19 protein-coding genes are annotated in these 24,174 nt (G+C 53.9%); 10 read left to right on the top strand and 9 right to left on the bottom strand.

The window, feature by feature from the left end:
• Positions 1 to 199: 199 nt before the first annotated feature.
• Both amn and HBN79_RS17390 read left to right on the top strand, forming a co-directional pair.
• Positions 200 to 1,672, top strand: a complete 1,473-nt coding sequence (amn, locus tag HBN79_RS17395) for an AMP nucleosidase (protein ID WP_153327098.1) — start codon at positions 200 to 202, stop codon at positions 1,670 to 1,672.
• A gap of 136 nt (positions 1,673 to 1,808) precedes the next feature.
• Positions 1,809 to 2,375 carry a pseudouridine synthase gene (locus HBN79_RS17390; RefSeq protein ID WP_169916967.1) on the top strand — a complete coding sequence of 189 codons (567 nt, stop codon included), beginning with the start codon at positions 1,809 to 1,811 and terminating at the stop codon, positions 2,373 to 2,375.
• Here HBN79_RS17390 and HBN79_RS17385 read toward each other — a convergent pair.
• Positions 2,370 to 2,579: a DUF2788 domain-containing protein gene (locus tag HBN79_RS17385; RefSeq protein WP_016779292.1), complete on the bottom strand. Its 210-nt coding sequence runs from the start codon at positions 2,577 to 2,579 to the stop codon at positions 2,370 to 2,372. The two genes, HBN79_RS17390 and HBN79_RS17385, sit on opposite strands and share 6 nt — an antisense overlap.
• Positions 2,580 to 2,928: 349 nt before the next feature.
• Positions 2,929 to 3,426, bottom strand: a complete 498-nt coding sequence (locus tag HBN79_RS17380; protein WP_016779293.1) for an Lrp/AsnC family transcriptional regulator — start codon at positions 3,424 to 3,426, stop codon at positions 2,929 to 2,931.
• A gap of 397 nt (positions 3,427 to 3,823) precedes the next feature.
• On the opposite strand from HBN79_RS17380, the gene HBN79_RS17375 reads away from it, so the two are divergent.
• Positions 3,824 to 4,660, top strand: coding sequence for a DUF6515 family protein (locus tag HBN79_RS17375; RefSeq protein WP_095031777.1), 837 nt, complete (start codon positions 3,824 to 3,826; stop codon positions 4,658 to 4,660).
• 11 nt (positions 4,661 to 4,671) lie between these two features.
• Here HBN79_RS17375 and HBN79_RS17370 read toward each other — a convergent pair whose 3' ends face one another.
• Both HBN79_RS17370 and HBN79_RS17365 read right to left on the bottom strand, forming a co-directional pair.
• The gene (locus tag HBN79_RS17370) at positions 4,672 to 5,574 is read right to left on the bottom strand and encodes a cation diffusion facilitator family transporter (RefSeq protein ID WP_094999407.1); all 903 of its coding nucleotides are present in this window, start codon (positions 5,572 to 5,574) and stop codon (positions 4,672 to 4,674) included.
• 29 nt (positions 5,575 to 5,603) lie between these two features.
• Complete coding sequence (locus HBN79_RS17365; RefSeq protein WP_169916953.1) at positions 5,604 to 6,023, bottom strand: polyribonucleotide nucleotidyltransferase; 420 nt, start codon at positions 6,021 to 6,023, stop codon at positions 5,604 to 5,606.
• A gap of 79 nt (positions 6,024 to 6,102) precedes the next feature.
• Between HBN79_RS17365 and hrpB the strand changes: the two genes are divergently transcribed.
• From hrpB to HBN79_RS17340, 5 genes are all read left to right on the top strand, one after another.
• Complete coding sequence (gene hrpB / locus HBN79_RS17360; protein ID WP_169916952.1) at positions 6,103 to 8,643, top strand: ATP-dependent helicase HrpB; 2,541 nt, start codon at positions 6,103 to 6,105, stop codon at positions 8,641 to 8,643.
• Positions 8,644 to 8,670: 27 nt separating this feature from the next.
• The gene (locus HBN79_RS17355; protein ID WP_048401452.1) at positions 8,671 to 10,146 is read left to right on the top strand and encodes a site-specific integrase; all 1,476 of its coding nucleotides are present in this window, start codon (positions 8,671 to 8,673) and stop codon (positions 10,144 to 10,146) included.
• Complete coding sequence (locus HBN79_RS17350) at positions 10,143 to 12,047, top strand: hypothetical protein (protein ID WP_048401450.1); 1,905 nt, start codon at positions 10,143 to 10,145, stop codon at positions 12,045 to 12,047. Before HBN79_RS17355 ends, HBN79_RS17350 begins: the two co-directional genes overlap by 4 nt.
• A gap of 77 nt (positions 12,048 to 12,124) precedes the next feature.
• Positions 12,125 to 14,098 carry an integrase gene (locus HBN79_RS17345; protein WP_236010225.1) on the top strand — a complete coding sequence of 658 codons (1,974 nt, stop codon included), beginning with the start codon at positions 12,125 to 12,127 and terminating at the stop codon, positions 14,096 to 14,098.
• Entirely contained in the window at positions 14,095 to 14,547 is a 453-nt protein-coding gene (locus HBN79_RS17340; RefSeq protein ID WP_048401448.1) for a hypothetical protein, read from the top strand. Before HBN79_RS17345 ends, HBN79_RS17340 begins: the two co-directional genes overlap by 4 nt.
• Positions 14,548 to 14,825: 278 nt before the next feature.
• Here the strand turns inward: HBN79_RS17340 and HBN79_RS24095 are convergent, their stop codons facing one another.
• Both HBN79_RS24095 and HBN79_RS17335 read right to left on the bottom strand, forming a co-directional pair.
• Positions 14,826 to 15,095: a BPSL0761 family protein gene (locus HBN79_RS24095; RefSeq protein ID WP_306419317.1), complete on the bottom strand. Its 270-nt coding sequence runs from the start codon at positions 15,093 to 15,095 to the stop codon at positions 14,826 to 14,828.
• 130 nt (positions 15,096 to 15,225) lie between these two features.
• Positions 15,226 to 15,675: a hypothetical protein gene (locus tag HBN79_RS17335; protein WP_048401571.1), complete on the bottom strand. Its 450-nt coding sequence runs from the start codon at positions 15,673 to 15,675 to the stop codon at positions 15,226 to 15,228.
• Between the two features lie 89 nt (positions 15,676 to 15,764).
• Here HBN79_RS17335 and HBN79_RS17330 point away from each other — a divergent pair, with 89 nt between their 5' ends.
• The gene (locus HBN79_RS17330) at positions 15,765 to 16,061 is read left to right on the top strand and encodes a helix-turn-helix transcriptional regulator (RefSeq protein WP_082149378.1); all 297 of its coding nucleotides are present in this window, start codon (positions 15,765 to 15,767) and stop codon (positions 16,059 to 16,061) included.
• Between the two features lie 213 nt (positions 16,062 to 16,274).
• Entirely contained in the window at positions 16,275 to 17,036 is a 762-nt protein-coding gene (locus HBN79_RS17325) for an NAD-dependent deacylase (RefSeq protein WP_048401446.1), read from the top strand.
• A 1,224-nt stretch (positions 17,037 to 18,260) separates the two neighbouring features.
• Here the strand turns inward: HBN79_RS17325 and HBN79_RS17315 are convergent.
• The 3 genes from HBN79_RS17315 to HBN79_RS17305 are packed head-to-tail and all read right to left on the bottom strand — an operon-like array spanning position 18,261 to position 24,132.
• Entirely contained in the window at positions 18,261 to 21,398 is a 3,138-nt protein-coding gene (locus HBN79_RS17315) for an efflux RND transporter permease subunit (protein ID WP_048401444.1), read from the bottom strand.
• Entirely contained in the window at positions 21,395 to 22,879 is a 1,485-nt protein-coding gene (locus tag HBN79_RS17310) for an efflux RND transporter periplasmic adaptor subunit (RefSeq protein WP_048401442.1), read from the bottom strand. The genes HBN79_RS17315 and HBN79_RS17310 overlap by 4 nt, the downstream gene beginning before the upstream one ends.
• A complete protein-coding gene (locus HBN79_RS17305) occupies positions 22,876 to 24,132 on the bottom strand; it encodes a TolC family protein (protein WP_048401440.1) in 1,257 nt (418 codons plus the stop codon). The genes HBN79_RS17310 and HBN79_RS17305 overlap by 4 nt, the downstream gene beginning before the upstream one ends.
• Between the last annotated feature and the right edge of the window lie 42 nt (positions 24,133 to 24,174).

The following is a 24,174-nucleotide window of genomic DNA, read 5'->3' as shown; positions in this document are numbered from 1 at the left end:
TGCGATGCAGACGACGGGTTTTATCTGCCAGACCCGGTCGATGCCATCGCGGGCAAGCCCGCTCCCACAGGGATTTGCGTGAGGCAGCCTATATTCTGTTTATCCCCAGCAGCCACAGGAAATCTTCGGCAGGCAATTTTGTAGCTGCCTTTAGCCATCGATACAGGCAAGATAAAGGCCTGCCCGCTCAGAAGACAGGATGCTTATCGTGACCGAAGCTTTTATTGTCGTTTCCACCGCTGAAGAGGCCGTTGACCGGCTTGCTGCCTTGCACGAGCGCGCAACCACGGCCTTGAGCCAGGCACTCAAGCGTTATCTCAAGGATCGGGTTGAACCCTCTGCGCAAGAACGCGCGCTGTTTCGCTACCCCGAACTGCGTTTGACCTACCGTATCAACGGTGAAGTGCCGACCACCACCCGTGCTTATGCCAAGGTCCAGTTACCGGGCACCTACAGTGTGACCGTCACCCATCCCGCCTCTTTCCGTAATTACCTGCTGGAACAGCTGGTGCCCTTGATGCGCGACTTCACCGTTGAAGTAGAAGTCGGCGTCAGTGAGCAAAATATTCCTTACCCTTATGTGGTCGAGCAAGGTGATGAACTGGCCGGCTCCGGCGTTACCGCTGCCGCGCTGGCGCGGGTGTTTCCGAGCACCGACCTGTCTGCTGCCACCGACGGCATCGCCGATGGCCTGTACGACTGGGAAAACACCGATCCGTTGCCCCTGGCGCTGTTCGACGCCGCCCGGGTCGACTTCTCCCTGCGCCGCCTGGTGCACTATACCGGCAGCGACTGGCGCCATGTGCAGCCGTGGATTCTGCTGACCAACTACCATCGCTATGTTGACCAGTTCATCCTCCATGGCCTTGAGCAATTGCGCGACAACCCGCGCTTTGTGCGCATGGTGATGCCGGGCAATGTGATCATCGAAAAATCGATGGACTACGGCGAGGCCCAGGCCATCGCGGCGGGGGTGGTGTGGCATCGCTACCAGATGCCGGCGTATCACTTGCAGGCCAGTGATGGTCATGGCGTGACGCTGGTCAATATTGGCGTCGGCCCGTCCAATGCGAAAAACATTACCGACCACCTGGCCGTGCTGCGTCCGCATTGCTGGCTGATGATTGGTCACTGCGGCGGTCTGCGCCAGTCGCAGACCATTGGCGATTATGTGTTGGCCCACGCCTACATGCGTCGTGACGGCATTCTTGATCGGGTCGTGCCGCCGAACATTCCGATTCCGGCCCTGGCTGAAGTCCAGCTGGCGCTGCAGGAGGCTGCCGCACAGGTTACCGGTGAGCGCGGCGATGAGCTGAAAAAACGCCTGCGTACCGGCACCGTACTGACCTATGACGATCGCAACTGGGAGCTGCGCTGGGCTCAGGAACGTCCGCTGATCAACCTGTCCCGTGCTGTTGCCGTGGACATGGAAAGCGGCACCATTGCTGCCCAGGGTTATCGCTTGCGCGTCCCGTATGGCACGCTGTTGTGTGTGTCGGACAAACCGCTGCACAGTGAAATCAAACTGCCAGGTTCGGCCAATGCCTTCTATGAGCGCGCGGTCAGCCAGCATTTGAAAATCGGCATTGCTGCCGTGGACTTGATGCGCAGCCAGCTCAACTCCCTGCATTCGCGCAAGCTGCGCAGCTTTGATGAACCGCCGTTCCGTTGATCGGTGATGGTCATTTAGCGATCGGGGGACTAGCATTGCCAGCCCTGATCGCTAGATAGCCTTTTTTGTCATGTCTCGTCCCGCCCCACGCCGCCCGGCCTCGAAAAGCCTCACCGCGCCAGCTGCCAATCGCCGCGTGGCCAAAGCGCCACCGTCTGATCCCAAGCTGTACCTGTTCAATAAACCCTTCGATGTGCTGACCCAGTTCAGCGACGAAGGCGGGCGCGCCACGCTCAAGGACTTTATCCCGATTCCGGGCATCTACCCGGCCGGGCGACTGGACAGGGACAGTGAAGGTTTGCTGCTGTTGACCAATGATGGCCAGCTGCAGGCGCGGATAGCCGACCCCAAGCACAAGTTGCCCAAGACCTACTGGGTTCAAGTTGAAGGCGAGCCCACGCCGGAGCAACTGCAGCAGTTGCGTGATGGCGTTGAACTCAATGACGGCAAGACCCTGCCTGCCGAAGCGCGTGCCCTGGACGAGCCGCACCTATGGCCGCGCAACCCGCCGGTACGCTTTCGCAAAAGTATCCCGACCGCCTGGCTGGAACTGGTGATTCGTGAAGGTCGCAACCGTCAGGTGCGGCGCATGACGGCGGCAGTGGGCTTGCCGACCTTGCGCCTGGTGCGGGTACGCATTGGTGACTGGAGCATTGAAGGGCTGGAGCAGGGGCAGTACCGGGAAGTTCCGGCGCGGCTATAGGGCTCCGGATTCGATCAGGCCGATGACCACGCTTTTGATGATAAACGCGGCAACGCCCAGGCCGAGGACGAAAAACAGGATCATGGAGCCGAAGCGTCCAGCTTTGGACTTCTTCGCCAGATCCCAGACGATAAAGGCCATGAAAATGATCAGCACGCTGACCAGAATCGTCATCATCCATTCTTCAAGTACGGCAGGATCCATCGGTATTCTCCGGCGACATCGTGGGAAAAAGCCGTAGGAGTATACGCCAGGGAAGTGTGGGGATATTGATCTGGGTAGTGAGAGGATGTCGCTACACCCGTAGCAGCTGCTGAAGGCACGAAGCTGCGTTCGATTGTGAAGCAATCGCAAGATCAGAGTGCGCGTTACAACTGAAGAATCGCGTGGGCTGATTTTACGACTGCTTCGCAGCCGAACGCAGCCTTCGTTCCTCGGCAGCTGCAGGAACACTGCAACTGTGGGAGCGAGCCTGCTCGCGAAGGTCGTTCGCGAGCAGGCTCGCTCCCACAATAGGGCTTGACCTGCAACAGAGTATCTACAGGTTCTATTTTTACGTGCGCAAATGGGTCAGCGGCAGCTCGGTGCTGTTGAGCACCTGATTGAGCACAAAGCTCGAACGCACGCTGGTTACGCCTTCGATACGGGTCAATTCACCCAGCAGCAGCTTCTGGTAGTGGTCCATGTCGGCGACCACCACTTTGAGTTGGTAGTCGGCGTCCATGCCGGTCACCAGGCTGCATTCCAGCACCTGCGGCAGGGCGCGGATGCAGGCTTCGAAGTTCTCGAAACGCTCTGGTGTATGTCGGTCCATTCCGATAAGCACGTAGGCTGTAAGGCTCAAGCCCAGCAGTTTGCGGTCGAGCAGCGCCACCTGACGGCTGATGTAGCCGTCATCCTCAAGCTGTTTAACGCGGCGCGAGCAAGGAGATGGCGACAGGCCAATACGTTCGGCCAGTTCCTGGTTAGAGATGCGTGCGTCACGCTGCAATTCCGCCAAAATGCTCAGGTCATACCGGTCGAGTTTGCTCACGAAGTTACCCTTTGTCATAACTATTGCGTGAAAGTATCCACCTTAAGTCAAAAATTGCGCAAGTAATGTTTTATCGAGCAATCTTCGCAATCGCCTGCCGCGGCCAAACGCCTATTCTTTAAACCAGAATCACTGCCCGGACATAGAGTCCACTGCGGCCCGCCGAATCAGGCCAGCCGCGGCCGCCAACCCCACAGGGTTGCCCCGGCCCCCGGGCTACGCACTGTCCAGAAGACGGAGCGAGGTGAGCCAACATCACAAGTGTTGAGCCAGGACAGAAAATTCAAGGGGCGACCGACGGGTCGCCCTTTTTTCGTCTGGCAAAAAATAAGTTGCGTTATGCACTGCCTGGCGTAGAACCGCTTCCTGAAACCCCAGTCTTATCTATAAGCCCTGTCCTTCAGTGAGAAACAGCATGAAATCGCGTATCTGGCGTTTGGCTACAGTTGGCGTGCTCTTTGTGAGCGTCAGCGGCCAGGTGTTGGCCGATGAGCGTGGTGATGGCGGCTGGCAAGGTCGGCCACAGGGTGCAGACAATCATCAGCCGCGGCCGAATCAACAAGGTAATAACCTGCCGATCCAGCCGCGCCCCGACAGGGTTCAGCAGACTCAGTCGCCGAACCGGGGCGGCAATCAGAATTGGTATGGCGGCGGTTACGCTCCTGGCCTGAATAACCGTCATCCCAACGACCAGCGCTGGGCCGGTCGCCCGTCCGGGCATGGCAATGGCTGGGGCCCGGGGCCGCAATATCGCCCGGGTAATGTGGTAGAGCGGTTCCCCGGTCAGCACTGGCAAGTGCCGTATCGCGGCCAGAATTACTACTTTTCAGGCGGCTACTGGTATCGCCCTCAAGGCCCGCGTTACATCGTGGTGCAGCCGCCTTATGGACTGCGCGTAGGGTTTTTGCCTGATTACGCTAGGGAAGTGTGGTTTGGCAGTACCTTGATGTTTCTCGCGGCGGGGGCGTATTACGCCTATCAACCTGCAACTCGCGATTACATAGTGGTCCAGCCGCCGACGGTCTACCAACAGCCCGCGAGCAACAACTATGAGATGGTGGCTTACCCGATGAACGGTCAAAGCCCGGCCCAAATCGGTCAGGACCGTTATGACTGCTATCGCTGGGCTGTGGAGCAAAGCGGCTTCGACCCTGCCAAGGCGACATACGCCCCAGCGGCGCAAGTGGTGCAAGCCTATCGGCAGGCGCAGGGCAGTTGCCTGAGCAGTCGTGGTTATCAAGTGACGTATTGATCTGAAGCCTGCTACGGAGCCTTGCTCAGCCTCGGTTTGACCACTTCCTTCGGGTCTGCATGCACCAGTACTTCGGCCCGCGGATAGACCTGTTCAATGGCTTCAGCCGCGCGGTCACAGATGCTATGGGCTGCGGACAACGTCAGTTCACCCGGCAGCTCCAGGTGAAACTGCACAAACCAGGTATTGCCCGAGATCCGTGTGCGCAGGTCGTGGGCGCCGAGCACGCCGGGCACGCTGCAGGCCAGATTCAGCATGTTTTCACTGACATCCGTGGGTAACTCCTGATCCATCAACACGGCAAAACTCTCACGGGCGATCTGCAGTGCGCTCCACAGGATATACACCGCAATCCCCAGGCCAAACCAGGCGTCCAGCTGCGGGAAACCTACACTGGCCAGCACCAGCGCCAGCAAAATACTGCCATTGAGCATCAGGTCCGAGCGGTAATGCAGCGAGTCGGCGCGCACCGCGTTGGACCCCGTGGCCTTGATCACCCGGTGTTGCAGCACCAGCAGTGCTACGGTCATCAGCAACGAAAAGACAATGACGCCAATTCCGATCCACGGTGCGCCTACCGGCTCCGGGTTTTTCAGCCGTTCCACCGCCTGAAAGGCAATCAGCACTGCACTCACGCCAATAAACAGCGCTTGCGCCATGCCCGCCAGGGACTCGGCTTTGCCGTGACCATATCGGTGATCCTCATCGGCGGGACGCAGCGCGTAATGCACGGCCAGCAAATTGAGAAACGAAGTTACGCCATCGAGCAGCGAGTCGGTCAGGCCGGCGAGCATGCTGATCGAACCACTGAGCCACCACGCGATGGCCTTGGTTACGATCAACAGGCTGGCCACCGCCACTGATGCGCGGGTAGCCAGACGTAACAGGCGGGCGTGTTCCGGGCTGCTGGTCATGGTGCTTTCCTGATGAATGATGACGTGCTTCAGGCTGCTGGCTGCAAGCCATACATAGCCAGTTGCTGGGCGCTGCCCCGGTGCTGGATCAGGCGTGGATCGTTCAGCGGGAAGCTGCGGCCCAGTTCGCTTTCAAGGATGGCCTGGAGCTTGGCGTTATCCACCTTGCCGTCTGCGCCGATGGCTTCGCGCAGTTTTTCCGGGGCGATTTGTGCGGTCTTGCCCGGCGGGAAATAAATTGCGCCGGTGGCGAAGTCGACACCGAAGGCGATCAGCCCCGGGATCACATAAAACAGCAGGCCCACGGCATCCAGTACGACGATCATGGGGTCGATCTTGCCGTCGATCTGGCCGCGGCGGTCTGGAAAGAAAATACTGCCGCAAGCAGTCAATTGGGTGAACAGTGCCGCAACCACGACACTGCCGATTACTCGCGAAGGCATACGCATACTTAAAACCTCAAACATGTTCAAAGGACTGGATCATTACTGTTCGCCGTTATACTCGCCGCTCTGTTCTGGAGCCACCATGATTTCTTTGCCGATTGATGAAGTTTTACCTGCGCTGCGCCTGGCCCTGGCCGAGCGCCATGAAACCGTGCTCGAAGCGCCGCCCGGCGCCGGTAAAACCACCCGTGTGCCGCTGGCCCTGCTCAACGAGCCGTGGCTGGCCGGGCAGAAGATCCTGATGCTCGAACCCCGGCGCCTGGCGGCCCGTGCGGCGGCCGAGCGGCTGGCCAGTGAACTGGGTGAAAAAGTCGGCGAAACCGTAGGTTACCGAATACGCCTCGACAGCAAGGTCGGCCCCAACACCCGTATCGAAGTGGTCACCGAGGGCATCCTTACTCGACGTCTGCAGCACGATCCGTCGCTGGAAGGGGTAGGCCTGCTGATTTTTGACGAGTTCCATGAGCGTAGTCTGGATGCCGATCTGGCGTTGGCCTTGAGCCTCAATGGGCGTGAGCTGTTTCGGGATGAACAGCCGCTGAAAATTCTGCTGATGTCCGCCACTCTTGAGGGCGAACGGCTGGCGAGCATTCTCGACGATGCGCCGATCTTGCGCAGTGAGGGCCGCATGTACCCGGTGGCGATGCGCTGGGGGCGGCCGTTTGTGCCCGGTGAGTTTATCGAGCCGCGAGTGGTGCAGACCGTACTCGATGCCATCAACGATGAAAGCGGCAGCCTGCTGGTGTTCCTGCCCGGGCAGGCGGAGATTCGCCGGGTCAATCAGCAACTGGCCGACGCGCTGGGTTCGCGCAGCGATATTCTGCTGTGCCCTTTGCATGGAGAACTGGATCTGGCGGCCCAGCGTGCGGCCATCGAGCCTGCGCCAAAAGGCCTGCGCAAGGTGGTGCTGGCCACCAATATTGCCGAGACCAGCCTGACTATCGACGGCGTGCGCGTGGTGATCGATGCCGGGCTGGCGCGTGTTCCGCGGTTTGACCCGGGCAGCGGCATGACCCGCCTTGATACCCAGCGCATTTCCCGCGCCAGTGCCACCCAGCGCGCCGGCCGCGCCGGGCGTCTGGAACCGGGTGTGTGTTATCGCCTGTGGTCCGAGGACCAGCACGCGCAGCTGGCGGCCTATGGCAGTGCGGAGATCCTGCAGGCTGATCTGGCCGGGTTGGCGCTGCAACTGGCACGCTGGGGTGTCACTCCCGAGCAACTGATCTGGCTCGATATGCCGCCCTCGGCCAGTTATGCACAGGCCCGACAATTGCTCGATCGGCTGGGTGCCTTGCACGGAGCAAAACTCACCCCCCACGGCGAAGCGATGGCTGAACTGCCTGCACATCCGCGGATTGCCCATCTATTGCTGCGCGGTCAGGACCTTGGGCTGGCCGACATGGCCTGTGATATCGCGGCGTTGTTGGGGGAGCGCGATATCCTGCGCGGCGTCGGAGCGGACCTGCATAGCCGGCTGGCCCTGCTGTCAGGCGAAAGCCGCGCCGCACGGGGCGGGCAGGGCGGTGTGCAGCGGGCCAAACAACTGGCCCGGCAGTATCGCGGGTACTTGCGTGGCAAGGCCAGGCAGCCGGTCGCCGACCCCGACCACCCGCGCTGGCTGGGTGCCTTGCTGGCGCTGGCCTACCCCGATCGGGTCGCCCAACAGCGTAAACCTGGTGGGGCGGAATATCGTCTGGCCAATGGCCGTGCGGCGTTGTTCAGCGAAGTGGATGGCCTGATGAAACAGCCCTGGCTGGTCATCGCCGATTTGGGCAGCCGTCAGGGGCAACGTGAAGAGCGCATTTATCTGGCGGCCGAGTTTGATCCTGCCTTGCTCGAGGGTGTCTTGAGCGAGCAGGTCAGCGTTGTTGATCAACTGGACTGGGATGAGCGCGAGGGCGTGCTGCGTGCCGAGCGCCAGCGTAAGGTCGGCGAGCTGGTCCTCAGTCGAGAGCCATTGACCGGGCTCGACGAAGCGGCCCGTACGCAAGCGCTGATCAATCTGGTGCGACGCAAGGGGCTGGAGCTGTTGCCGTGGACGCCCGAGCTGCGCCAGTGGCAGGCGCGGGTAGCGTTGTTGCGTCAACTGGACCTGCAGATCCAGGGACAAAGTGAATGGCCCGACGTCAGCGATGCCGCCTTGCTGGCCGGGCTTGAAGACTGGTTGGGGCCGTATCTGGGGCGTGTGTCGCGGCTCAGTCACTTTGCCAGCCTCGACCTGTCGAGCATTGTGCATAACATGCTCAAATGGCCGCTGCCCCAGCGCCTGGACGAACTGGCGCCCCACCATATCAAGGTGCCTTCAGGGTCTTCGGTGCGGCTGGACTACAGCGAACACCCGCCGATTCTGGCGGTGCGCCTGCAAGAGTTGTTTGGGCTGGCGGACACCCCGCGTATTGCGGGCGGGCGCCAGGTGGTCAAGTTGCACCTGCTTTCTCCGGCAAGGCGTCCGGTGCAAGTAACCCAGGATCTGGCCAACTTCTGGCGAAGTACCTATGCCGAGGTGAAAAAAGATTTGAAGGGGCGCTACCCCAAGCTATTCCATAAGTTGGATCCATGGGTCGAATCGCTTAACTCGGAAAGATTGACAAAAAGCGTTGAGGAAAAATCGCGTAACAAATAGGATTGACAAAAAAATGTGAGGTCGACGATGTCTTATGTGAATCCAATACATCGTGGCCGGTTGGTGCTCATGCCCCGGGTGCGGAACGTGTTCGCCGAATTGCATTTTTCGACGGTTCCCCGGGGAGGTGTCGAGACGGAGCTCGCGTGCTGTCCTGAAACGATTAGGATGTATCAGGTTAATGAACTTGGTGCTCATGGGGTTAGTGGCGATCTATTTAACTTTCCTTATCTTTTTCACAAAGATGGACGGCCATGGATTGAAGCAAACTCATACTTACTTAGTTTGATAAAGAATAAAGTTGTCTCCAATCGGCCTTCGGATGATATTCGGCGCCGAGCTAGTAAACTGCTTGATTATCTAATTTTTTGCGAGGAGCGAGAGTTAGATTGGCTCGATTTTTCAGGAAAGCGCCCAGTATTGCGACCAACTTATAAGTACTTTTCCCATTTGTTGAGTAGTGCGCGACGTAGCAAGGCGGTAGTGAATCAGTATACAGGGGTAGTATATAATTTTTATAAATTTGTGTCGTCTAGTTGGCACAGTATCGATATGGATCGAGTGGATACAACGAAACAGACAGCGTTTTTAGTGTCGGGTGTGCACGGAACTAAATTAGTATCTGCTGTCAAGAGAAGTCAAACTAAACCGATTGCGCCGAAAAGTTCTGTTCCTATTGGATTTGTCCGGGAGGATGGGGAAGATCTACGACCTCTTGCAAATGTCGAACTTGCGTCATTACTAAATATACTCAAAGACAAAAAGTGGTCTCCTATGGAGCGACTGTTAATGCTGACCTCTCTGATGACAGGAGCTCGGAAGCAAACAGTGTTAACGATAAGAATTAAACATTTAAAAAATTTTACGGAAGAGAATCTACAAGCTGATGGTACCTACTTACTACATGCTGGACCTGGTACGGGTATAGACACCAAAAATAATACTAAACAACGATTGTACTTCCCCAAGCAACTCGCTGATGAGTTGAGAGTGTTATCAGCTAGTAACTTAATGGTAAAGCGAAGAGTGAAATTTAATGAGCAGATGGAGCGTCATTTTCCTGAAAGTCATATGAGGGAGGAAGACCTATACTTGTTTCTTTCAGATCAGGGAGGTTGCTACTACATGGCAAAAGATGACCCAAGATATCCGGTCGTCAAATCGCGTCCTGCTGGACAAGTAGTTGATACAGTCAAGAGGAAGTTGATGTGCGTGGCGGGTGTGGAACTTCCCAATGATTTTTCATACCATTGGTTGAGAGCAACATACGCATTTCAACTTTATCAACTACTGCAGCCACTTCTCGCGACGGGCCAGATTCTTCCAGGCGAGGAAATTACGTTCATTCAACATCGAATGCATCATAAGCGAAGAGAAACGACTGAAAGTTATTTAAAACTTTTCAAAATGCATTCGCAAAAACTAATGGCTCAAGAAATGTACGAAGAGCAGTTATTTAAATTTCAAGGGTATGACGACTTGAAATTAGGTCTTTTCGAATGAGCGATATAAAATTTACGCATCGCGAAACTCATGTGATAACTGTTGCGCAGTTAAATCAAGATTTTTTGCGGCCGGAAAGTATTCGAATTCAGCTCGATAAAGCCGTTAGGGTTTCACCTCTTGATGTTGGTTGTCTAGCTTATACTGTCCGGGCAAGAAATGCTGTTCGAGAAGATCGGCGATGTAACCTAGTCGATAATTTATCTTTTGTTGAAGAACGTCGAGAACTGCTCCGGTCTATTTATTTTGAATTATCTACTGCACTAAGTCACAGAACAATTCTGCATAACGTTTGTAGTTTTGAGTCTGCAATAAGGTGGTGTGATGAAAACGGTCACTCAAATTTTTGCAGTGATGAAATATCCGCCGCACTTGCATACCAAGGTTACACTCAGTACCTGAATGGTCGAATCGCTCGAAAGGAAATAGTGCCAGTATCAGCAAATAATTTGCAAAGAGCCATGTCAAAATTAATTGGTTATCAATTTCCTTTGGAACATTTGGCTATCATTCGATCGGCAATACCTATCAGAAGCCAGAGGGGTAATTCCAGAGCCCCCCGTGAGCAGAGTGTCACAGCTTACCTAAAGACTTGTTTGACGTTAGCGCGTCGATTAAGTGAGTTTGTTATTAAGGGTGAAGAATATCCTTTCGTTTTAAATTTAGGTGAGTTCGAAGTGGTGCACTTTCCCTCTAATGTGGGAGCTTTAACGCCATTGAAGAACCAGGATGTTAAGTCCTACAATATATCCGAGCGGCGAATATCTACAGTTTCAGAATATATCGAGCGGGCCTCGAAGCTTGGAGTTCGAGTAAACCCATATCAAGCGCAAGTAGACTTGTCTTCAGCTCACAGAACCTTGTCTTCTGCCAATACTGATATGCGTTGTCATTGGCGAATACGATTGGCATCTTTAGCAATGCAGGCTTATACAAATATACTCTTGATCTTGCTTGGAACTACAGCTAGCGAGTTGATCCAGTTCGATCATGAGGAGGGTTTGGAGCTCCAAAAATCTTTGATTAAGAAGGAGCTCTCAGCTATAAAGTTCAGAGCCAAAGGGTTAAAAACTCGCTATGCGTTAGGGCGGGAGGGAGTGCATTTACTGAAGGAGTATTTAGTACTTCGAACTTGGGTTCTTAACGGCCAAAAATTCGATAAGCTCTTTTTCATGATTAACGCAAATGGTAGACGGGCGGGAGTGATTAGGCCATTGCAGTTACTATTCTCTCAATCATTTTATAAGCGTATCAGTGGCGTATATCTTGATTCAGCGTACTCGAATATTTCCACTCGTGTGATTCGAAAGTATAAAAGTTTAGTACTGCACTCACTAGGCATTTCACCTACTACGGTAGCTGATGTTCTTAATCATTCCCTCAGTACAAATGTTAATGATTACTCGGACTCTCCGATTGAGCAGCAGGAGGAGGAATTCGGTATTTATTGGCAGTCGGTGAGGCGAGCGGCTGAGAGAGCGATTGAAATTAGGGGTTCAGGCGGGACATCAATAGCATCTGGGCATTGTGATGCTTTCCTTCAACCTGCTCCAGAGTCAGATGTGACAGTATTGCAACCCAGTTGTAGATCTCAATACGGTTGTTTGTATTGTAAGCATTATTCCTGCCATGCAGATCAGGAAGATATTCATAAGCTATTAAGTTTGCAATACGTAGCTAATTCAGTCCGTGCATCTACTTCTGATCTGGCTCATGCTGAAATTTTGTATAAGGATTTATGTGTCCGTATAGATTACATTGTTGATGAGATATCTAAGCGATCGCCAGAATCGGCGGAAATAGTAAGTTTGATTAAGTACAAGGTTGATAATTTAGGGGTGTTAACCGTGTTTTGGGAAAACTGGATGCAGCGTTATGAAAAAGTAGGAATTGTATTTTGACGATACCATATGTTAGCACCCTCTTTGCTCAGTCAGATCGGTCGAGATCATTGTCACCCGACTCGCCAACAAATTCAATGTCTAGTCTTAGGCCGGAATTAGGTTTTGTTTTGTGCCGTAATAGCGAAGGGCAAGCTACGGCTGTGTATGGAGATGATGAGTGGGATTTTAATCCTTACAGGTTAAGCGCAAAAAAAATAAACATAATAAAATTCAAGTCGATTTTTTCAACTACAGAAGATGATCAAGCACTTTTAATTGAAGAAGTTAAGTATGCTCTTTTCTGCTTAATTTATTATATCGGAACCGGGCGGGTTGGGAAGCTTTCGGCAGTAACGATTAGTGGCTATTTTCATCGGTTGGGCAGTGCGGCCCGTTTTTGCTACGAGCAAAAACATAAACCTCTGGTGGGCGTGCTGTCTTTAAAAGAGTTGCTTACGACACCGGTTTATCTGGCTGCATTTGTGACGAGTATGAATGGTAACGATACTTTTATCAGACGTTTTCCTCCTTTGATGAGAAGTCTCGTAGCGGTCGGAGGGGAGCGGTTAGGCTATAAGGTTCTAAGTGTCTCTGATTTGGATTTTGGTATTCCTAAGGGTGAAAAGCAGACCCCAGTAATTCCCACCCGTATTTATCTTGAGATCATAAATAACTCGTCAGACATCCTGGATCGCTTGCTTTCAAAAGCAGATAGTCTTAGCGCTTTTATTTCTGATTTTGTGGACCGCTACTACGGCCTATCTGATTTAGTTCAACAAAGTCGTGGTATCCGAAAAAGACATCGTCGAGCAACTTTTGAACAAGCAGTTAATAATCATGGGTTAACTGAGTTGTTGGTCGATGATTTCAAGTGTTCATGCCGACGAAGTTTTTCTTTAGCGATATCTAGCATTCAATTCTTGCTGAAAATGGTAATACATCTCTATACCGGTATGCGTGATCAGGAGGTGATGCGGCTCAAGTATGAATGCTTGGCAGAGGAGGTGGTAGTTGCGTGTACTACGGATAGTAATGGGAAACTGCGCGATCCATCTAAGATGGTTACATTGTTATCGACCACTACTAAGTTTGAAGGGTACAAGAAGGAAGAGTCATGGCTAGCTACTGCGGAAGTTATAAAAGCCGTAAAACTTGCACAGGCGATCCAAAATGGCCTCGCTAAATTCAGTCCTTCGGTTACCGCATCGGAGTTTAACCTTTTTTCTAGTCCGTCTATATTAATTAGTCCTCATGCAGGTGGGCTATCTGAACTATCGCGTAAAAATGTCCGCACGTCATGGCTCGATCGGACAAAAATTCAACCGGACGATCTTAAAGAACTTGTGCAAACCGATACTAGCCGAGATTTTTATAGCGAGACAAAGTATTCAGTTGGCAAGCCATGGCCACTAGCAAGTCATCAGCTTCGCCGCTCTCTTGCATTTTATGCCAGTAATAGTGGCTTTGTATCCTTACCTTCTTTAAAGTCACAGTACAAGCATATGTCGCTTGAAATGGCGCGATACTATCGGAATGGTTTTGAAAATCTGAAGACAATATTTGGATATTATGACCCAATAAAAAAAGATTTTGTACTACCCAAATCTCATATTGCTCTTGAGTTTCAAATGGGTATGCCGATTTCCATTGCTAACGAGATTTTGGCTAACTTAATAACCCAGGATACTCCTCTTTTTGGAGGTACTGGTTCGTATATGGAAAAACAAAAATCTCGCATAAAAAGTGGGCAGGTTCACATCGAGGATTTACGCGCTGATACACTTGCGCGTGTCAAGGCGGGTGAGATTTCCTATCGCCCAACACTTTTAGGAGGATGCACTAAGGTCGGACGCTGTGATTCTCTCTTGCTCGGAGAATATACGGCCTGCCTTTCTTGTGATGGTGCAGTTATCAAGTCCGAAAAAATTAATGAAGCAATTAAGGTGGCTGTTGCTGAATTGGAATACTATTCCGAAGGTACTGGGGAGTATCAAGTTATTCGGGGAGATGTCGAGAAACTTGTCAATTTCAGATCCAGGTTAATTGGAGTCGTGGAGGCTTTACTATGAAGATTATTAGGAAAGGGGAGAGCGGATTGGAAGCTTGCGAGGATGCATTCAAGCGTCTTATCGAAGGCTCTCCTGTTGTTTCGCAGCATGTTGGTTTAGACGCCTCTAAGCTCACAGCTGGCGTTGTTAGTGTTGAAGCAGGGTTTGACAGGGGGTACTTGAAAAAAGCTAGGAAGACTCATCAGTCTCTTTTGGCAAAAATTGAAGCTTATAGGATCGGTCTGCCTGGTATCACTACTAGCAAAAGTGACGCTGAAACTGTCAGGCAGACGCTGGGTAAGTTGAATGCAATAAAATCTGATTTGGTGCTCGCCTGTCAGCAACGCGATAGGGTTCTGACACAGAACTTGCAGTTGTGCGAGCGTGTTCGGGAGTTGGAAATCGAGATTGCAGAGATTAAGAACGGTTTCCAACAAACTTTAAAACCTTTTTTCGGTTGTCATAGATAAGGATTGAGGAAGCGTGGTTTATTGTTCCTCTGCTGTTTCGTAAGGTTACCTTATTTCTTTAAATGTTGATCACAGTCCATGTCGTCGAGCGAGTGGTGTGATTGATCTTGAAACTCAATCAGCCACTGCATTCATGTTTACTTTGAATATGGCCTTGCCTCAGGTGGCGGTGATGCACAGTAGCATTAGTCTAAATATTGCGCCGAGTATTATCGACACCCGAGGTGAACGAGGACAAAGCCTGCTCAGGTGTAGCCGCAAGTCGAATGAGTATGCTGTCATATAGGGTAACGTGGGGACGGGCAGTAATAGGCTCTATCACGCGAATATTCATCAATTGGTGAGTTGAAAACTGACCCGAAAAGCTCTGCTAATGAATTGGTGTGCTCCTCAATGCAGGCCGCCGTCACCATGTCCCTTCTGGTCGGATAATGACATAAAAGATATTCAGCATCACGGCGCATGAGTTCGGGTAAAGAAATTTCTAGGGAAAACTCTACCCGAAAGTCGCGGGTCTGGATCACTGAGCGGGTACGCTCGAGAGACATTGTCATTTTCCCACCAGGCAGATTTTGTTCGCTATATTAATACGGGCCTAGGCCGTAAAAATACGGCAGCCCTGTCTCCACGAAGATTTTCGACATAGATTGACAGAAGACTATATTGGGGCTGGCGCTTTTATTTAGGACTTATGTCTCGCGTGGCATCGTATAAAATATGCGCAACGGTGCATGCGGTTGCATTGCCGATACCATTTAGAAAGTACGAATGTCCCTCAGCGACATTGATCTGGAGATCATAGTCTTCACTGTTTGGAAAGGTTAGTACGGAGATTTTTATCAGCGGCTCCATGGTCCAGGAACTAGTGCCATTCATGTGCGGTGGGCAAACGAAATGGACCTGCTCAAGCCAGCTCAGATTTGATTGGCGGTCAACGAGCTCCCTAAGTTCATGAGCGTGGTGGATCATCATCATCGAGCTGGAGGCGGAGCGTCGACCCCATCGTCCGATCTGGACGTAATACCAAGGATGGATGACTTCCTGCTCGACGCAGCGCCACATTTGGCTTTGCTGGAGCTTATCGAGACCTTCAATGGTTATTTCGGTGGAGCGGTAGGTAGTAAACATAGCGACACGTAGTTGATAAATGAACACTATAGATTGTAGCCCTAAAGTGATCAAAAAGGCTCTATGGTTCCTTTTAAGGAACCTTCACAGTGAACCAGAACGCTGCGTTTGGCCTGGCACTGCGTCATATACGCATGCAGAGAAAGTTAACGCAGGAAGATTTTTCTTCCGTCAGTAGTCGTACCTATCTCAGCACTCTGGAACGAGGCCTCAAAAGTCCTACGCTGGAAAAGATCGATCAACTTGCTGAGACGCTGAAGGTCCATCCCCTCACGCTTCTTACACAAGCCTACCTCATCAAGGACAAAGACGTAGATGTGGAGGGACTCCTGGTACGTATCGCCTCGGAGGTTGCTGATCTCGCTGCGAAACCCGATGAGGAATAGCCTCGTACCAACCTTTCAAGATCGCGTATTCGAGATTACCGGATTCATCGAAGGAGCACTGATCTGATTGGCCTTCGTGGGTGAGGGCACACTGTCTCTCCGTAAATATCATGTGTCTGAAATATCTTAAAAGCCTGACGTGTACGACGCTCATTGCTCTGTTGGTGATAGGCTTTGTGTAACCAAAGGACTGCTACCGGAGAGCGCAACCCAATGAACGATCAAGAGCGCGCTGTGCAGGCCCTGCGGTTAGCCAAAAAAGTTGTTTTCTTCACGGGTGCAGGGGTTTCTGCCGAAAGCGGAATTCCGACTTTCCGCGATAAGCTCACAGGCCTATGGTCGATCCACGACCCGCAGCGTCTGGAGACCGCCAATGCTTTCCGAGACAACCCGGCGTTAGTGTGGGGATTCTATCTGTGGAGGCGACATCAGGTTCAGCAGGCTCAGCCAAATGCTGCACATTCAATGGTCCAGAAACTGTCAGCAACGGACCGTGAGGTTTACGTTGTAACTCAGAATATCGATGACCTTCATGAACGTGCTGGATCGACAGATGTGAACCACTTACATGGCAGCCTCGAGGATCCTAAATGCTTCGCATGCAATCGTTTCTCTAGGCTCACCTCGGATGATCTGTCGGTACCCTTGTCGGGTTTGGAAAGAGAGCCACCACGATGTCGACGCTGTAACGGACGTTTGAGACCAGGTGTAGTTTGGTTTGGGGAAGCTTTGCCAAATGGTGCCTGGAAAGCTGCTATGAACAGGGTGCGTGACTGCGATGTACTGATCTCTGTAGGAACATCTGGCATAGTGACACCGGCAGCTGACATCCCAGAAATTGCACACTCTGCGGGAGCAACGGTTATTCACGTTAACCTCGAAGATGTGTCCCAGAATGGCCGGAATGAGCTGATGCTTATTGGTAGGGCAACTGAAGTGCTCACAAGTTTATTCCTCGCAATAACTACTCATTAATGAAGCGCTTCCGGCATTAACGGCTTGAGTACCGCTACCTAGGATTCTCATGAGATAATCAAATGTCCTCGCCATTCGCCGGGCGATCGATTGAAGTTGGATTGCTCCAGTCGTAGGCAGAGTGTGTCATTGTGTCAATAGCACTAAGGATATTGGACTTACCTAAACCATTCTCGCTAATGATGGTGTGATGCCCCGCTGGAATCTAAGTGTCGTATTGCTGATACTCCTGTAGTTGATCAGTGCCATTTTGGAAATGTGCATAGTTCTCCAAGGTTCCGACGCCTATGAGCAGCCTTGCCCGTTGTGGACGATGGTTACGTGAGCTTCTCTTACACCCTTTGTAGGCCGGTCGTCAGTAGGCGCACGACTACGATGAGGCGATGGCTTCATCAGGTGACTATCGAATTATTTGCGAGGCTGCTGGGGTGGACGACTCACGAGTTTCAGCGCTCTTTTCCCGAGCCCCTCTTGCGTGTTGGAGCATAGAGTATAGGGACTATCTCGTCAGTCGCGGGCAGATTCTAGTTATAACTGAACGGGTACTCGGTACCCGCCGGTCGGCCGAAAACTGGCTAGAACGCCCCGCTTTTGGCCTGGGCGATAAGGTGCCATGCGATCTGATAATAACGCAGGCTGGGTGCACTTTGGTGAAGGATCTTCTGATCCGAATCGAATATGGCGTCTACACATAACGTCCACAAGTCGATGTAGTCGCAAGGGAGGTGGATCGGTTAAAGCGTGAGTTTTTTGGCGTTTTTTTGCCTTGCTGTCCAATGGACCACCTTTGACTTATGGGGAATTTGGGGCGATTCACTCTTCACTGAACGCCTACTAAAGGCGTTTCAAGAGTATGTGTGCGCTCGAACCTAGGCCGCTGGGATATCTGTCAAGCAAGCCTTTGTTCAATACTCTCCAAAAAACTGAATTTTATAGTCTTGAGTCATAGGTCGTTGGCTCCACAATTCAAAAAATCAATCTGGCCGCAAGGAAAAGAAATCTTTCACTTAAGGGCTTAAAACAGTGTTAAAGGAAAGAAATATTCCCCTTGCACGACCAGTGTACCGAGCGTGAAGTCTGTATGACAGTAAGCGGATGGTGAACTCACCTACCGAATCGCCCTCATGGCTGGGATCAAGTAGGTGAGTGGTGGTTGTACGAAACCTTGCTCTGAAACGACGCATTCGATCCCGCGGCAGTTTCATACGGCTTTTTCCTTAAGGGTTAGTGGATACAACCCGAGAGGTTCCGACGGCGCATTAATCTGTAGGCTGCCGGTATGACAAACAGGGAAAGCAAGGGAGCTGTGACCATCCCGCCGACCATTGGCGCGGCGATGCGACTCATCACTTCACTGCCGGTTCCGCTGCCCAACAGAATGGGCAACAGGCCGGCAATGATGACGGACACCGTCATGGCCTTGGGGCGAACGCGCTGTACAGCTCCTTCACGGATCGCCGCTACCAGCCCACCTTCCGTGTTGTCGCCGAGGTCTTCACGTTCGGCCCAAGCGTTCTTGAGGTAGAGCAGCATGATCACACCGAATTCGGCCGAAATTCCGGCCAGCGCGATAAAGCCGACCCCGGTTGCGACCGAAAGGTTGTACCCCAATAGATAGAGGAACCATGCCCCGCCCGTTAGGGCGAACGGCAGAGTAGCCATGACCAAAAAGGCCTCATCGAAGCGGGCGAAAGTCATGTAGAGCAGCACGAAAATGATCAACAACGTGGCAGGCACAACTAGTTTTAGTCGGGCGTTGGCCCTTTCGAGAAATTCGAACTGCCCCGAGTAGCTCAGGCTCATGCCTGGCTGCAACTTGACCTGTTCACTGACGACCCGGCGCAGATCGGCGACGACTGAGGCAATGTCCCGGCCCCGCACGTCGATATAAACCCAGCCCGAAGGCCGAGCATTCTCGCTCTTGAGCATCGGCGGGCCGTCGCTGACCTTAATCTTCGCCACAGTACCCAGGGTAATCTGGCTGCCTAACGGGGTGTAGATAGGTAATTGCTCCAAAGCACCGAGCGAGTCACGCCATTCCCGAGGGTAACGCACGTTGATTGGAAACCGTGCCAACCCCTCAATGGTCTCCCCAACGTTCTCTCCACCGATAGCACCGGCCACGATGGATTGCACATCGGCGATATTCAGGCCGTAGCGGGCGGCGGCCTTGCGATCGATATCCACATCGATATATCGGCCACCGGTCAGTCGCTCCGCCAGAGCCGAGCTGACACCAGGCACCCCCTTGGCCACGCGCTCGACCGCCTGAGTGACCGTATCAATTTCCATCAGATTGGTGCCGGCAACCTTCACCCCGATGGGGCTCTTGATCCCCGTAGCCAGCATGTCGATACGGTTGCGAATCGGCGGTATCCAGATATTGGTCAGCCCCGGAACTCGCACCACTCGATCCAATTCTTCCACCAGTTTTTCCGGTGTCATACCTTGACGCCATTGCTCGCGTGGTTTGAATTGAATGGTGGTTTCAAACATCTCCAGGGGAGCCGGATCGGTTGCGGTTTCGGCACGCCCTGCTTTACCGAAAACGTGTTCGACTTCAGGCACGGTTTTGATCAGACGGTCGGTTTGCTGCAGCAGCTGCGCGGCTTTGTGTGCCGATAACCCCGGAAGTGCAGAAGGCATGTAGAGCAGATCGCCTTCGTCCAGCGGTGGCAGAAACTCGCCCCCCAGGCGAGACATTGGCCATAGCGCACTGCAAAATACCAAGAGCGCCACCAGTAGCGTGACCTTGGGACGACGCAGTACTGCATCCAGGGCTGGCTGATAGATTCGAATCAACCACCGGTTCAACGGGTTCTGTTGTTCATTGGGAATTCGACCTCGAATCCAGTAACCCATCAGCACTGGCACCAACGTCACTGACAGTCCCGCCGCTGCCGCCATGGCGTAGGTCTTGGTGAAAGCCAACGGGCCGAACAGCCGCCCTTCCTGGGCTTCCAGGGTAAATACCGGAATGAACGATAGGGTGATGATCAACAAGCAGAAGAACAGTGCCGGGCCTACCTCCGCAGCCGCTTCGGTCATCACGTGCCAATGACGTTCGCCATTCAGCTTCTCCCCTGGGTTGGCCGCGTGCCAAGCCTCTATCTTCTTGTGGGCGTTCTCGATCATCACCACGGCGGCATCGACCATAGCGCCGATGGCGATGGCAATCCCGCCCAAGGACATGATGTTGGCGTTGATGCCTTGGTAGCGCATGACGATGAAGGCAATCAACACGCCCACCGGCAGCGAAATGATCGCCACTAGGGATGAGCGCAAGTGCCAGAGGAAGATCCCGCAGACCAGAGCGACGACGATGAACTCTTCGATGAGCTTGTGGCTGAGATTTTCCACCGCGCGATCGATCAGCTTGCTGCGGTCGTAGGTGGTGACGATTTCAACGCCGGCCGGCAAACTGGATTTCAGTTCGTCGAGTTTGGTCTTGACCGCCGCAATGGTCTCGCGAGCGTTCTTGCCGTTGCGCAAAATCACCACACCACCAACGGTCTCGCCTTCGCCGTCGAGTTCGGTGATGCCACGTCGCATTTCCGGGCCTAATTGGATGGTGGCGACATCACCAAGGGTGACCGGCACTCCGGCCGCCCCCAATTTTAGCGGGATGGCCCGAAAGTCATTGAGCGTCTTCAGGTAGCCGGAAGCACGCACCATGTACTCAGTCTCGGCCATCTCCATCACGGCGCCGCCTGTCTCCTGGTTGGCCTTGCCGATAGCCTCGGTCACCTGTGCCTGAGTGATGCCCAGACTGGCCAGCTTGAGCGGGTCAAGCTGCACCTGGTACTGCTTGACCATGCCTCCCACCGTAGCCACTTCTGCAACATTGGGCAGGGTCTTGAGTTCGTACTTGAGGAACCAGTCCTGAAGTGCGCGCAGCTGTGCCAAGTCGTGCCCACCCGTGCGATCCACTAGTGCGTACTGATAGATCCAGCCCACTCCCGTTGCATCCGGCCCCAACGCCGGTTTTGCGCTGGCCGGCAATCGGCTTTGTATCTGACTCAGGTACTCCAACACTCGCGAGCGGGCCCAGTACAAGTCCGTGCCGTCTTCGAACAGCACGTAAACGAAGCTGTCACCGAAGAAGGAATAACCACGTACAGTCTTGGCTCCCGGCACTGAGAGCATGGTGGTGGCCAGCGGATAGGTCACCTGGTTCTCGACAATCTGAGGCGCTTGTCCGGGATAAGGGGTGCGGATGATCACTTGCACATCGGAGAGGTCCGGCAATGCATCGATCGGTGTGCTCTGTACCGACCAGATGCCCCAGGCAGTGACGAACAGCGTAGCCAGTAGCACCAGAAACCGGTTGGCCACCGACCAACGAATCAGTGCAGCAATCATGGCTGGCTCCCCGACTTGTCCAGGCGCTCGACACGCAAACCATCGTCAGTTTGGCTCACCGCGATCCGAACCTTGTCTCCAGCCTTGAGGCCCTGCATCAGCGCCGGACTGGCGAGAGGAAAAGTCATCGTCATGCCGGGCATGCCCAGCGTCTTGAAAGGACCATGGGCGAGCGTCACGTCTTTGTCGTTGATCTCAACTATCTGCCCATCGGCCTCATGAAAACTGGAGGCTGTTGCGCCGAGTGGTGAATCTTCCTCAGCGCTGGCAACAATGCCTTTAAGACTGGCTTCCGAGTCGAGCAGGAACTGGCCGGACGTAACCACTTTCTGTCCTTCTGTCAGACCTTTCACAATCGCCGTCTTGCCATCGCTTTCCTGCCCGAGTTGCACCTCCACCGGGCGATAGCGACCGGCGTCTTCAGCGAGCATCACTAGGGCGCGTCGGCCAGTGCGAATGACTGCTTCACTCGGCAGCCACAACACACTTTCCCCGGTCGAATGACTCAGGCGCACCTGCGCCGTCAAACCGGGCCTGAGGTGCTTGTCCGGGTTGGGTAGTTCCACCCGCACCCGCAGAGTGCGGCTGTCCGGATTGGTCTCGGGTAAAATCGCGCTGACCTTGCCTCTGAACGTCGTCCCCGGGAAGGCTGGCAGACGCGCTTCGACCGCCTGCCCCACAGTGATGGCTCCGGCATCTGATTCTGGAACGGCCACGGCTAGCCATATACTGCTCAAGCCATTGACCCGTGCCAGAGTCTTGCCCGTCGCCACGGTCATGCCCGCGCGTACGTTCAGCTCTTGCAGCACACCGGCGATGGGACTGGTCAGGATCAGATACGGTTGAACCTTACCGCTACGTTCAACCTGAGTAATCAGTGCTGCCGGCATCCCTGTGAGTCGCAGGCGCTGACGGGCCGCAACCAACAGATCGGCATCCCCGTTACGCTTCAGGGCCAGAAACTCTGTCTGAGCCGCGGCCCATTCCGGCACCAGAATATCCGCCAGGGCCGCATTGGCTTTGAGGACATCCCCAGGAGCAAGGGCATAGACCCGCTCCACAAAGCCGGCGGTACGGGCCTGAATCACCGCGACATCACGCTCGTTGAACGCCAAGACACCTGCCACATCGAGGCTGGAATCAAAGACTCCCCGGGTGACCGTCGCAAAGCGCAAACCGAGATTCTGGGTCAGGCTTGGATCGATACTGACGACCGCACGATCCCCTTCGCTGCTGGCGTATTGAGGCACCAACTGCATGTCCATAAAGGGGGACTTTCCGGGTTTATCAAACTTTTGCTGCGGGTACATGGGGTCGTACCAATACAGAGCCTTGCGTTCACCCGACGGGCTGACACCCCTCTCCTGGGCAGTACTGGATACTCCGTTCATCCGCTGCTGAGCGAACCAGTAACCACCGGCAACACCCAATGCCAGCGAGATGCCTACCAACAATGCCCCATTCCACTTTTTAAGGATCACTGGCTGGGCTCCCCATAGGCAAAGTACAGACGCGCACTGGTCAGCGCCCGCTGCTCTTCCACCTCAATCTGTTTGAGGCGCGCTTCGATGAGCTCACGCCGGGCCGCAACAACGGCATTTAAATCGCCTTTTCCGGCACGATAACTGGCCATGCTGAGTTCGACCTTTTCCTTGGCTAGAGGCAACAGACTGTCCTGGTTTCGGTGCACCGCACGATTCAGACGCTCATAGTCAGCCAGTTGGTTTTCCAGTTCCTGAGTGTGCTCGCGTGACAGGGCTTCACGCTCGGCCTCAAGCTGGCTGAGTTCAGCCTGCTTGGCTGCGATTTTGGGATTTTGGCGAGAGCCAGGAAACAGCGGCAGATCCCAGGAAAGCTGCACACTGACCATATCCCCAAACGCTCGGCCACGGTGCTGGTAATCCAGCTCCCAGCTCCAGTCTGACTGTTTCTCCGACACGGCTTCACGAACTTTGGCTTGCGCTTCTCGGGTCATCGGGGCAAACGCTGCCAGCTCGGGATGGTGCTGCAGGTTGTGGGAGTAACCGGAGGTATCGACGGACCATTCAGGCAAACGACCTACAAGCTCGTCGTTTGCGGCGGCCCCAATCCAACGCTTGAGGGCAGCTCGGGCCTGCCTTCGCTGCTGGATCAGATCGTCCTGCTGCTCCGCCAGTCGAGCTGCTTCTTGCTTGGGTGTTACCGCATCGGCGGGTTGAGCCCGGCCACCGGCAATCTGGGCTCTGACGGTATCGCTCAGCAGGCGGTTCTCTTTGTAGAAGTCCTGGAACAGAGCATCTTTGCGCTCAACCGAGTAGCTACTGATCCAGGCCAACGCCGTGGATTGGCGCACGTTCAGACGTTCGACCCGACGCTGCGCCGCGGCGCGTTCAACGGCCGCATCGGCGACCTCAATACGCGCCTTGCGCTTGTCGCTGTTGAGCATTTCTTGTCTGACCCCAACCATTTGCATGGTCATGAAGTCCTGGTCGATGCTCCAGCGATCCGGACCGCCAACAGGATAGTTCTGCACACCCAGCAGCAGTTTGGGGTCAGGCAGCTCCCCCGCTGGAATGGCTGCGCTGCTGGCAGCCTGAATTTTGGCGTCTTGTGCGGTCAGCGACGGTGCATTGTTTTCGGCCAGCCGCAACGCTTCATCAAGCGTCAATCCACCCGCCAAGCTCGGCAATGCCAGTACGCTTGCAGCCAGACCGGCCGCGAGGGACCAGCCTATGCAATAGCACTTTGAGTTCATGTTTAGGATTCCTGTGATCATCCACTGCACGCATTAAAAGAC

It is taken from the genome of Pseudomonas sp. WS 5051, from assembly GCF_012985715.1.
Taxonomy (GTDB): domain Bacteria; phylum Pseudomonadota; class Gammaproteobacteria; order Pseudomonadales; family Pseudomonadaceae; genus Aquipseudomonas; species Aquipseudomonas bubulae.
The sequence above is the reverse complement of the archived record's forward strand: the minus strand, read 5'-3'. Positions and strand labels throughout refer to the sequence as shown.